The sequence below is a fragment of the Desulfothermus okinawensis JCM 13304 genome (genome assembly GCF_054654515.1).
This window is the reverse complement of sequence record NZ_BAAIEW010000001.1, coordinates 193,628-205,095: the sequence shown is the minus strand read 5'-3', so window position 1 is coordinate 205,095 and position 11,468 is coordinate 193,628. Positions and strand designations below refer to the sequence as shown.

The 11,468-nt window shown below is 36.3% G+C and carries 13 protein-coding genes; all 13 read left to right on the top strand.

All coding sequences use genetic code 11. The features are described from left to right. The coding region (locus ACYQ0O_RS01025; RefSeq protein WP_459889810.1) for a flagellin at positions 1-223 on the top strand (223 nt) is incomplete at its 5' end. A 143-nt stretch (positions 224-366) separates the two neighbouring features. Further along, positions 367-756 (top strand): flagellar export chaperone FliS, encoded by a 390-nt coding sequence (gene fliS / locus ACYQ0O_RS01020; protein ID WP_459889808.1) that lies wholly within the window; start codon positions 367-369, stop codon positions 754-756. Between the two features lie 10 nt (positions 757-766). Beyond that, a complete protein-coding gene (gene fliD / locus ACYQ0O_RS01015; protein WP_459889806.1) occupies positions 767-2,206 on the top strand; it encodes a flagellar filament capping protein FliD in 1,440 nt (479 codons plus the stop codon). Positions 2,207-2,216: 10 nt separating this feature from the next. Beyond that, positions 2,217-2,702, top strand: a complete 486-nt coding sequence (locus tag ACYQ0O_RS01010) for a flagellar protein FlaG (protein WP_459889804.1) — start codon at positions 2,217-2,219, stop codon at positions 2,700-2,702. A gap of 207 nt (positions 2,703-2,909) precedes the next feature. Beyond that, positions 2,910-4,103, top strand: a complete 1,194-nt coding sequence (gene truD, locus ACYQ0O_RS01005; RefSeq protein ID WP_459889802.1) for a tRNA pseudouridine(13) synthase TruD — start codon at positions 2,910-2,912, stop codon at positions 4,101-4,103. After that, on the top strand, positions 4,093-5,124 hold the full coding sequence (locus ACYQ0O_RS01000; protein WP_459889800.1) for a histidine kinase dimerization/phospho-acceptor domain-containing protein: 1,032 nt from the start codon (positions 4,093-4,095) through the stop codon (positions 5,122-5,124). The genes truD and ACYQ0O_RS01000 overlap by 11 nt, the downstream gene beginning before the upstream one ends. Positions 5,125-5,134: 10 nt before the next feature. After that, the gene (locus tag ACYQ0O_RS00995) at positions 5,135-6,826 is read left to right on the top strand and encodes a glutamine--tRNA ligase/YqeY domain fusion protein (RefSeq protein WP_459889798.1); all 1,692 of its coding nucleotides are present in this window, start codon (positions 5,135-5,137) and stop codon (positions 6,824-6,826) included. 158 nt (positions 6,827-6,984) lie between these two features. Continuing rightward, positions 6,985-7,731, top strand: a complete 747-nt coding sequence (locus ACYQ0O_RS00990; RefSeq protein ID WP_459889796.1) for an ABC transporter substrate-binding protein — start codon at positions 6,985-6,987, stop codon at positions 7,729-7,731. A gap of 57 nt (positions 7,732-7,788) precedes the next feature. Further along, complete coding sequence (locus tag ACYQ0O_RS00985; protein WP_459889794.1) at positions 7,789-8,457, top strand: amino acid ABC transporter permease; 669 nt, start codon at positions 7,789-7,791, stop codon at positions 8,455-8,457. A 2-nt stretch (positions 8,458-8,459) separates the two neighbouring features. Then, positions 8,460-9,203: an amino acid ABC transporter ATP-binding protein gene (locus ACYQ0O_RS00980; RefSeq protein ID WP_459889792.1), complete on the top strand. Its 744-nt coding sequence runs from the start codon at positions 8,460-8,462 to the stop codon at positions 9,201-9,203. Positions 9,204-9,223: 20 nt separating this feature from the next. Then, entirely contained in the window at positions 9,224-9,892 is a 669-nt protein-coding gene (locus ACYQ0O_RS00975; protein ID WP_075067805.1) for an amino acid ABC transporter permease, read from the top strand. A 9-nt stretch (positions 9,893-9,901) separates the two neighbouring features. Beyond that, positions 9,902-10,558, top strand: coding sequence for a phosphatidylserine decarboxylase family protein (locus tag ACYQ0O_RS00970; protein ID WP_459889790.1), 657 nt, complete (start codon positions 9,902-9,904; stop codon positions 10,556-10,558). A 2-nt stretch (positions 10,559-10,560) separates the two neighbouring features. Continuing rightward, positions 10,561-11,340 carry a CDP-diacylglycerol--serine O-phosphatidyltransferase gene (gene pssA / locus ACYQ0O_RS00965; RefSeq protein WP_459889788.1) on the top strand — a complete coding sequence of 260 codons (780 nt, stop codon included), beginning with the start codon at positions 10,561-10,563 and terminating at the stop codon, positions 11,338-11,340. Positions 11,341-11,468 lie beyond the last annotated feature (128 nt).

Here is an 11,468-nt window from a genome sequence, read left to right as displayed (position 1 = left end):
AAAGATAGGTGCTACTCAAAACAGATTTGAGTCAACAATCAATAACTTAAATAATTACGTACAAAAACTGGTGGATGCAAACTCCAGAGTCTTGGATGCAGATGTTGCAAAAGAGGCAGCAGAGCTTACACAAAACAACATTAAACGTCAGGCAGCTGCTGCAATGCTTGCACAGGCCAATCAGAACCCGGCAATTGCACTACAGCTCCTCGGAGGACTCTAATTATAAAGGGGGCCCTGGGCCCCCTTGTTCAAAAAAATAGTTGACGAAAATCCCCCTTTTGTTACATCCTGAAATAAAATTAGCAACGACACATTTCTATTTTTTAAGCCACCATAAACAAAATCACAAGGAGATTTGAAAGTATGGTTAAAGATGCTGCATTTGCATATCAAAAAAGTTCCATTGAATCTGCCTCCAGGGAAGATATCCTTTTAAAACTCTTTGAAGGGGGGATAAGATTTTTAAAGCAGGCAAGAGAACTCTGGACAAAGGGAGAAAAAGCAAGGGCCAGAGACTTCAGGTCCAGGGCAATGGCAATTATAACAGAACTCCATGCCACACTGGACAGGGAACATGGAGATAAAGAACTTGTTAATCAGTTAGAAAAGCTCTATGGTTTTATGATAAAAGAGATGGCAAGGATTGGGGTGGAAGAAGATTTTGACTCTTTGAAAGACATTGAGGAGATAATGCAAAAACTCTATGATGGATTTTCAGAGGCCGCAAAGGAATTAAAAAACTCCACCAGTTAAGGGAGGATTTATGAGCCTTGGCTCCATATACAATGCATATCCCAATGGTAGGCCCAGTGGCTTACCAGATGACATAGTGGATCAACTGGTACATGTAAAGCAATTGCAACTACTCACTCCCATTGAGCAAGACATACAGAGCGAGCAGACAAGAAAAGACAACTATACCTCCCTTAGTTCCAAACTCGTTGATCTGTATCAGGCAGCTGATAATATAGATACCTCCTCTTCTTTCCTCACCAAATCGGCTTCTTCTTCTGATGAAGATGTAGCTTCTGTAACTGTTTCTAATTCTGCACATACTGGAACTTACTCCTTAACTATAAATCATGTTGCTAAGGCCCATCACCTTATAATTGGGGTGGATGATGGTGATCCTGCAACTGGCGTAACTCAAGGAATCCCTGAACCAGATAATGTCACTCTAATTGAAGATGGAGTTACTCTATCTTTTTATCATAATGGAACTCTATATTCTTATACCACTGATTCCAACACTACACTAACTGATCTTGCTAATGAAATATCAAATGATAATAATGGAGTATATGCTTCTGTAACCAATATAGGCACATCTGACTCTCCCCAGTATGTCCTCAGCCTTCTTTCTGAAAATACAGGTACAGGACAAAACCAGATCACCACTGATAGTAGTGGTACAACCACAGGAGTTACTCTATCTGGTAATCTGTTTACAACTGGTGCCACAGAGCAGGAAGATGCACAGGCTGGAGAGGATGCTTCAATAAATGTTGATGGGGTAGATTATACAAGGTCCTCAAATGAAATAGATGATATAATTGATGGACTTACCATAAATATACAAAATACAGGATCTGCAACTATTACAGTAACACTGGATACAGATACCATAACCTCCAACATCCAAAAATTAATTGATGCATATAACAACTTTGATCAATTTATGGATGAAAATGCATCTTATGACCTGGAGTCCAAAGAAGCAGGTGCACTTCTCGGAGACTCTATTGCCAGAACTGCTCAAAATAACATAAGGTCTATCCTATCAGGAATAGTACCGGGAACAGGTGACAATGCATATCAATACCTATCTCAAATAGGCATTGAGTTTAAAGACGATGGCACCATTGAAGTTAATGAAACTACATTAACAGATGCCTTAATCTCACACCCAGATGATGTCTCTGCCCTCTTTACAGGAGATAATGGAATTGCCACAAGACTGAAAAACGCCCTATCTTCTTACACAGATACCGCCTCAGGTATTATAACAAAAACCATAAGATCTATACAAGACAAAATTGATGACCTCAATGATGAGTACCAACAAGCACAGGAAGACCTACAAAACTACGAAGAACAAATGGTTAAAAAATACTCTAACCTCGAAGAAGTGGTACTAAAATATAAATCTATCCAGGAACAACTAAATTCTTATATTGATATGTGGAATAATTTAAAAGGATAAGAGGTTTGCCATGACAGAACAAATAAAAATAGATCAAACCCCTCCAGTAGAAGTAAAAGATAAGGATTTAAACATCCAGGAATACAAACAAAGGGATACAAAAAGACAAAAAACAGATGAAATTAAGATTGATTTAGATAACCTAAGCGAAAGTCAGAGGATTTTAGAGAAGAAATTACAATCTTCACAAAGGGATTCTGAAGTTACACAAATATCAACAGATGAAGATCTGCTTAACAAAAGAGATAAAAAGAGTCTTATCCAGAAGCTAAGTGAAGATGATTTAAAAAAAATTAAAGATGCTACAAATGAAGTCCTTGCTCAAATAGGCATTCAACTGGACTTTGAGTTGGACAAGAACCTTGGAAAAGTTATAGTAAAAGTTATTAACAAAGAAACTGGAAAAGTGATAAGACAAATTCCACCAGAAGAAATGCTTAAAATTGCAAAAAGAATGGAAGAGATGAGCGGGGTACTGATTGATAAATGGAGTTAAGGGATAGTTAATTGTGATTTTCTAAACTACACCCAATTTTTTCTGACCTTTCCAGAGCCAGTCCTGGGACAGAGATTTTTTGTTTTTTTATTTACTTGACACGCCTAAACAAAACAAATACCGCTATCTTTCAACTCTTTAATTCAGGTTTTCATAAACCTGGATTAAGTCAATATATAATTAATTCCTATTCAAATAGTTAATAGTATGAAAATTCCTTTAAGAAATATTAAAATATCCATAAAAAATTCCCCTGAGGACTTTCAGGTAGAGGAAGTTGTTGATTTTTGTACGAAAGTCTCAGGTGAATTTGGGGTGTATCTTTTAAAAAAATGGAGAACCAACACCTGGGATGTAATTGAAGACTTAAAAAAAAGGCTGAGGAGAAAAGGAAACGAGATTTCATATGCAGGATTAAAAGACAGACACGCTATAACATCTCAACACATCACTATATTTCATGGTCCTAAAAAGGATATTCGTGGGAAAAATTACCTTTTAAAATATCTGGGACAAATAGACAGACCTATAACAAGGGCTGACCTTAAGGGTAACAAATTTATTGTAAAAATAAAGGTCTCAAAAAATGTTCCTGAAAAAAAGTTTCTCCAACAAATTGAATTAATAAAAAAGTTTGGCATACCAAATTACTACGATGACCAGAGATTCTCGTCTGTAAGTAAAAACAAAGTCTTTTTTGCTAAGGAGCTCATTTTAAAAAGATATAAAAATGCACTTTATACTATTTTAGTCCACTCAAGCCACAAAGAATCTTCAAAAACAAAAAAATTCAGAGAGTGCCTAAAAAAGAAATGGGGAAATTTCTCAGAATGTATCCAGCTATCACCTTTATCCTGGGAAAGGAAGGTCATTGAAACCCTCTCATCAGGTAAACTCTCAAATTCAAATTGTAAAAGGGCATTATCCCTAATCCACAGGGAGTTCTTATTTTTTCAATGCAACGTGTATCAATCATATATCTGGAATAAGGTCTTAATAACTCTCTTACAATCCTTTGATATCCCCTTAAATAAAATAGATGGAGATGTTTTTGACATCTATTTTTATGAATCTTTAACTCAAAAGGCTTTTAATAAGCTTCACGGACATTACATCCCTTTACCTGGCCCTAAAATTTTGTTAGACGCTAATATTCAAGAAGCTTATAATAGTGTCTTGAGGGATGAGGGGATAAAATGCATAAACGCCTTTAGAACGAGAGTTAAAGGTGCTGTATTTAAATCCACTATGAGACAAGCAATTGTAGTACCCCAAATATATAAATGGAAAAAAATAACCCCTTATGTCTGGAAAATTGAATTTTTTATGGACAAAGGAGCATATGCAACTGTCTTTTTGAAACGTCTTTTTTCATCCTTTGGGGGAGAAAATGAAAAATAATAATTATAAGGTAGTTGTTGTTACAAGGAATAAGTCCATTATATCTGATATATCAACTATTTTTAACAAGGAAGATAACTTTTCAATCATTTCAATAAGCAAGTCCGTGGAGTTTGCCAGTCAAAATCAAGTTGACGTCATACTCCTTGACTGGGAATTAGAAGATGCAAACTCCATAAAGGATATCTGTCTTCATGCACCTGTGGTATACATATTTTCAAAAAAAATTGGCAATGAAGTAAAAAGCAAAGCATTAAAAAAATATGGATATGTTGTATATCCTTTTCATAAGGATGCTGTTTTAAATACGCTTCACCTTGCATTGCAAAAATTTAGACTAAAAAAAGAAGTGGACCAATCCAGAAAGATAAAGAGCTTAAGGATCTTTGCAGCTGGAATTGCACATGATTTTAATAATCTACTTGGAGCAATAATTGGATATACAGAGCTTTTAAAATTTAAAACAAAAAACAGTGAAGAGCTAAGTCGTTACGCAGATCTCATATTAAAGGCATCTGACACCGCCAGGATGTTAGTTGAACAACTGACAGTTTTTAGCCGCAATTGGGAGAGGTTAGAAAAACAAAGATTTCCCTTTCACATAATTTTAAAGGAGACATTGCGCTCTGAAAAATCAGACCTATTAAGAGAGCTAAGTGTAATAGAAGACATAAACAAACAAGGGGATGAGATATATGCAGATCCCTATCAAGTTTATCTATTGTGTTTGTCCTTATTAAAGGCATTAGAAAACATTCTTAAACTTAAAAGCGAAATAAAAATCTCTCTAAAAGGCAATGGCCAAACCCCAAGGCAAGAATCTGGAAATAAAATTATTTGTATGTCAGTTGAGGTTTACAAACAAGACCTAATCCTAAAAAACTTCCATGAAATTAAAGAAGAATTAAATTCAGTTGACGTATTTGAGTTTTTAGAAGAGTTAAATGGTAACATGGAAATTGTAGAACTAGATGACAATAAAATTGTTATAAATATTTTTATACCCACACAAGTAGAATAGGAGACACAAAATGAAAAAAGAAATCGAAACTCCAAAAAACTTCATTAAGAATATAATAATTCAGGATTTAAAGGAAGGAAAGATTGAAAAGGTGGTCACAAGGTTTCCTCCAGAACCAAATGGATACCTCCACATTGGGCATGCAAAATCCATATGTCTCAATTTTGGACTTGCCCAAGAATTTGGAGGAATATGCCACTTAAGATTTGACGATACAAATCCAGCAAAGGAAGATGACATATATGTTGAGGCCATAAAAGAAGATGTTAGGTGGCTTGGGTTTGACTGGGGAGATCACCTCTATTTTGCATCTGACTATTTTGAAAAATTATTTGAATTTGCAGTGGAGTTAATCAAAAAGGGAAAGGCATATGTATGCGACTTAAGTGCAGAAGAAATCAAAAAATATAGGGGCACATTAACAGAACCTGGAATAGATAGCCCATACAGGAATAGATCCATAGAGGAAAATCTGGACCTTTTTTATAGAATGAAAAAGGGTGAATTTGAAGAAGGGTCAAGGGTCCTCAGGGCCAAAATTGACATGAAATCCCCAAATATCAATATGCGTGACCCTGTTATATACAGAATCATAAAAAATCCTCTTCACCACAGAACCAGGGACAAATGGTGCATATATCCAACTTATGACTTTGCCCATTGTCTTAGTGACGCAATAGAAGAAATTACCCATTCCCTTTGTTCCCAGGAATTTGAAGACCACAGACCCTTATATGATTGGTTTGTGAATGAGTTAATAGACAACGAGCCAAAACCAAAACAAATAGAGTTTGCAAGGCTGAATCTATCCTATACAGTCCTTAGCAAAAGAAAGCTTATCCAATTGGTTGAAGACGGATTTGTCAGTGGATGGGATGATCCCAGGATGCCAACAATTGCAGGTCTTAGGAGACGTGGGTATACACCAAGATCCATCAGGAGATTTTGTGAATTAATTGGAGTTGGCAAAAGTGAGTCAATGGTGGACATGGGTCTGTTGGAATATGCAGTAAGGGAAGATCTAAATAAAATAGCACCAAGACGGATGGGCGTATTGGACCCAATTAAGGTTGTAATAGTAAATTATCCCGAGGATAGGGAAGAATACCTAGATGCAATAAACAACCCAGAAGATCTATCCCAGGGCACAAGAAAGGTCCCATTTTCTCGAGAGCTATTTATTGAGCGAGAAGACTTTATGGAAGATCCCCCTAAAAAATTTTATAGACTTGCCCCTGGAAGGGAAGTTAGACTGAGATACGCCTATTTTATCAAGTGTGTTCATGTAAAAAAAGATGAGTCTGGAAATATAGTTGAAATTCACTGTACATATGACCCAGACACCAGGGGAGGAGATGCAAAAGATGGTAGAAAGGTAAAGGCCACTCTACATTGGGTATCAGCAAAACACGCAATTTCTGCTGAGATAAGGATGTTTGATCGCCTATTTGTAAAACCAGATCCAACCGAAAATGAGAAAAAGGGAATTGATTTTAAAGAATATATAAATCCAGACTCCCTTAAGGTATTAAAAGATTGCAAATTAGAGCCAGATCTAAAAAATGTAAACCCCGGTGATAGATTTCAATTTGAGAGAAAGGGATATTTTTGTGTAGATTTAGACTCAACCAAGGATAACCTGGTTTTTAATTTAATTGTCCCACTCAGGGATAAATGGGCTAAGCTTTCAAAAAATAAATAAATATAGCCCACCCTGTTAAATAAACTCATAAGATACCAAAGGATTCGCCATCCCAAGCAGGTGGGATATGTTTTTCTTGATGAGAGTTTAATTATTTGTTAGATAAAGCGCTCTCACACATTTTAAAAACCCAATAAAAAAAACGGAGGGGCTCGGTCATGAAAAAAATTTTGACTTTTGCTGTAGGCATGCTTTTCCTTTTCTCAGGTTATAGCTTTGCAGGAAAAAAAACTTATATCAATGGAATTGATGCCAATTTCCCGCCATTTTCCTATGTGGATAAAAATGGACATCCCACTGGCTTTGATGTAGAAGCAATAAACTGGATTGCAAAAAAAATGGGATTTAAGGTGGTCCACAAACCCATGGACTGGGATGGAATTATCCCCAATTTGATTGCAAAAAAAATAGATATGATTGCAGCAGGTATGAGTATCACCCCTGAAAGGCAGAAAGTAGTTAACTTTACAATTCCATACTGGGAAATCAAACAGGTATTGGTTGTGAAAAAGGACTCCAAGTTAACAGTTGATGATATTTTAAAAGGGGAAAAAATCTTAGGCGTTCAAAGGGGAACTTCTGAAGCAGAATGGCTGGAGAAAAACAAAGAAAAAAATGGCTGGAATTTTACTTTGAGATATTATGATTCTGCTCCCCTGGCAGTAGTAGACCTGGTAAATGGAAGGATCGATGCCGCTGCCATGGACGATGCACCTGCCTATGATGCAGCTAGAAAAAAACCTGTAAAAGTACTTGGTACATTTGGAATGCCCCCTGAAAGATTTGGATATGCAGTTAGAAAACAGGACAAAGAACTTTTAAAAACTTTAAATACTGGCCTTAAAATGTTGATGAAAGATCCATATTGGCAAGAACTAATTAAAAAATACAAACCAGGCCAATAAGAAATAAAGATCAGGGGGCACAATAATGGGATGCCCCCTGCTTTGCACAAAAGAAAAATGCTGCACTCTATAGAGGTAATCATATCAAGTCTTCCATATGTGCTTGGGGGAGCTGCTGTTACAGTGGGTATTGTGGTTGGGGCCATGACCATTGGCTTCTTTATTGGACTTCCTCTTAGCCTTGCCCAGGTATACGGGAATAAACCTTTAAAATTTTTAGCAGATACTTATGTATGGTTTTTTAGGGGAGTTCCTGTTTTAGTACTATTGTTCTTATTTTATTTTGGTCTATTCACACTAATAAATCTCAATATCTCGGCATTTTGGTCAGCAGTCCTTGTCCTTGGATTTAGAGGTGGAGCCTATCAGTCCCAGATCTTCAGGGGAAGCATACAGTCCATTCCAGATGGACAACTAAAAGCAGCAAAGGCCCTGGGAATGACACAGTTTCAGGGTATAGTTTACATAATTCTCCCCCAGGTAATCAGGATCTCTTTACCTGGATGGTCCAATGAATATTCTATTGTATTAAAGGATTCAGCAATTGCATTTGTCTTAGGGACTTCAGAGATAATGTCCAGGACACATTTTGTGGCCTCTAGAACCTATGAGCAACTGGCAATGTATATTTGTGCAGGGGTAATATATTTTATCCTCACATGGGCTGGAGTCTGCCTTTTAAAACAACTTGAAAACAAACTAAAAATCCCAGGATATACTGTATAATAATGGATAAAGTAAATAATAGTACCTTGTTAAAAATAGAGAATTTGAGCAAGAGCCTGGGTGGCAAAGAAATAATAAAAGATGTCTCTCTCTCCCTGGGAAAAGGGGACTTAAAGGTCCTAATCGGCCCATCAGGTGGTGGTAAATCCACTCTGCTCCAATGTATCAATCTACTACACATCCCTGATAAGGGAAAAATAATTTTAAATGGAAAAGAGGTTTCATTTAAAAAAAAGAAAGAGATACTCAATTTAAGACAACAAATTGGAATGATTTTTCAAGACTTTAACCTCTTTGATCACTTAACTGCAATAGACAACGTGGCAATTGCCCTTAGAAAGGTCAAAAAGTTGCCTAAACACCAGGCTTATGAAAGGGCACAACTTGAGTTGGAAAGGGTAGGACTTGGGGACAAACTCCATTTTTACCCTGCAGAATTATCTGGAGGTCAGAAACAAAGGGTCTCCATTGCTAGGGCCCTTGCAATGGATCCAGTTGTGTTACTCTTAGATGAACCCACATCAGCCCTTGATCCAGAATTAATTATGGAAGTATTGGCAGTGATTAAGAATTTAAGTAAATCAGGAATGACAATGCTAATGGCTACCCATCAAATGAGCTTTGTAAAGAGCCTTGCAAAGGAGATACTATTTATGGAGCAAGGCAGAATTATAGAACATGATACACCTGAAAATCTTCTAAATAAAAAGACTCGTACCTTAGATTTTTGCTCAAAACTTGCCTAAAATGAGGAGAGTTTGTTAAGTTGTTTGACACGTCATTTTATGTAAATGAGGTAATACCGGCTTTAAATAAAGGGCTTTTGGTATCTCTATCTTTAATATTTCCCTCAGCTATTTGTGGACTACTAATTGGAATTATTGTTGGCACATTGAGGGCTTATGGAAAAGGTGTTTTTGCTAAAATAGCATCATCTTATGCCACCATCTTTAGAGGCACACCCTTGGTGGTACAGCTATTTATTTTATACTTTGGACTACCAAATTTAGGTATATATCTCTCACCTTATATGGCAGCGGTAATGGGATTTACACTGTGTAGTGGGGCCTATCACTCTGAATACATACGGGGGGCCCTTCTATCCATAAAAAGAGGTCAAATAATGGCTGCTCAAGCACTTGGATTTTCGTCAATATCCAGTCTCATGAACATTATTCTCCCCCAGGCCATGAGGCGTGCACTTCCAGGATGTGGAAATGAAATTATTTATTTGATAAAATATTCTTCCCTTGCCTATATAATTACATGTATTGAATTAACTGGCCAGGGAAAAATTATAGCTACCAAGACGTTTAGATTTACAGAAGTATTTTTGGCTGTGGGTCTTTACTATCTAATTATGGTCACCATTGCTGGGTGGTTTTTGAAATGGATTGAGAAAAAATTATATGTACCTGGTTTTGGAAACAAATAGGATATTGTTATGAAAAATATTTTAACTGGTCTTTCTTTTGGTATTGTAAAAGAAGGTATCCCTTTTATATTCTTTTTTGTTTTTTGCAGTTTAATCTTTGCACTGATAAATTTTCGAATTCTGGCTCTATTATTTTTAATATTGACTTTTTTTGTTATGAATTTTTTCCGTGATCCTGAGAGATATCCACCAGATGGTAAAAATATAGTGATCAGCCCGGCTGATGGAAAAGTTGTAGATATAAAAAAGGTTCCTGATCCAATAAATGGATTAGAAAAAACCAGGATCTCTATTTTTATGAATGTATTTAATGTACATGTAAATAGATCCCCAGTATCAGGAGAGGTAAAAAAAATAAAATACATTCCAGGCAGATTTTTCAATGCATCATTGGATAAATCATCTGAAAAAAATGAAAGAAACTTAATTGTAATTTCATCAGGCAACCAGGAATTTACCGTTGTGCAAATTGCAGGTCTTATTGCAAGACGCATCGTATGCTGGATAAAAGAAGGAGAAAGAGTTACAATTGGACAGAGGATTGGGATGATAAAATTTGGTTCTCGGGTTGACCTTTACCTTGCTCCAGGATATGAAATTATAGTATCCAGGGGAGAAAAAGTCATTGCTGGACAAACTATTTTAGCAAAAAAAGAAGGAAATTAATCATGACAAAGAATAAACGCATACCAATAGGCTATTACGTCATTCCAAATCTACTTACCACAGCCAGTATGTTTACAGGTTTTCTTGGTATTCTATGGGCTATTTCAGACAAATTCTATCACGCTGCAGTGGCCATACTTATTAGTTGTGTATTTGATGGCCTTGATGGTAAAGTGGCGAGACTCACAAAGGCAAGTTCTGATTTTGGAATTCAGATGGATTCACTGGCAGATCTAATTGCTTTTGGAGCAACTCCAGCTATAACCATCTACCTCTGGAAATTGCACTATTTTGGAAGACTGGGAGTTGCTATGTCCTTTCTTTTTCTGGCATGTGGGGCGCTTAGGTTAGCAAGGTTTAACCTAATGGCCATGAGAAAGGATGTATATGATCCAAAATTTTTTATGGGACTCCCTATTCCTGCTGCTGCATGCTTTTTGGCAACATTTATATTGTTTTCAAAATGGGCAGCCTTTGATGACCTTTTCTCAGAAAAGGTCATAGCTGGATTCTCACTGGCCTCCACATTTTCCCTTGCACTACTAATGGTCAGCAATGTAAAGTACTACTCGTTTAAGGACATGAGTCTATTCAAGGCAAGGCCATTTACCTCATCGGTCCTAGTTGTACTACTGTTTGTTTTAGTTGGGTCAGAGCCTTACTTAATTACCTTTTTATTTTTCCTATTCTATACTCTATATGGACCAATTTATACATATTTATATCTTCCACTAAGCAAAGGTCGTCCACTGCTTAGAGGACTTGCAAAGCGCAAGTCCTAATGTAAGATAGAAAAAGTCCAATATTGTTTTTTGTTGATAAAGGCCTGAAGCTGTAAAAAGTTGATTTAGAACCATCAAAATAGCAATGGATCTAGTTAAAAACTCTTTTCTTAATTTAAATCAGAAGA

Coding starts and splice junctions, on each gene's coding strand:
- fliS (WP_459889808.1), top strand. CDS start 367: ATGGTTAAAGATGCTGCATTTGCATATCAAAAAAGTTCCATTGAATCT.
- fliD (WP_459889806.1), top strand. CDS start 767: ATGAGCCTTGGCTCCATATACAATGCATATCCCAATGGTAGGCCCAGT.
- ACYQ0O_RS01010 (WP_459889804.1), top strand. CDS start 2,217: ATGACAGAACAAATAAAAATAGATCAAACCCCTCCAGTAGAAGTAAAA.
- truD (WP_459889802.1), top strand. CDS start 2,910: ATGAAAATTCCTTTAAGAAATATTAAAATATCCATAAAAAATTCCCCT.
- ACYQ0O_RS01000 (WP_459889800.1), top strand. CDS start 4,093: ATGAAAAATAATAATTATAAGGTAGTTGTTGTTACAAGGAATAAGTCC.
- ACYQ0O_RS00995 (WP_459889798.1), top strand. CDS start 5,135: ATGAAAAAAGAAATCGAAACTCCAAAAAACTTCATTAAGAATATAATA.
- ACYQ0O_RS00990 (WP_459889796.1), top strand. CDS start 6,985: ATGAAAAAAATTTTGACTTTTGCTGTAGGCATGCTTTTCCTTTTCTCA.
- ACYQ0O_RS00985 (WP_459889794.1), top strand. CDS start 7,789: ATGCTGCACTCTATAGAGGTAATCATATCAAGTCTTCCATATGTGCTT.
- ACYQ0O_RS00980 (WP_459889792.1), top strand. CDS start 8,460: ATGGATAAAGTAAATAATAGTACCTTGTTAAAAATAGAGAATTTGAGC.
- ACYQ0O_RS00970 (WP_459889790.1), top strand. CDS start 9,902: ATGAAAAATATTTTAACTGGTCTTTCTTTTGGTATTGTAAAAGAAGGT.
- pssA (WP_459889788.1), top strand. CDS start 10,561: ATGACAAAGAATAAACGCATACCAATAGGCTATTACGTCATTCCAAAT.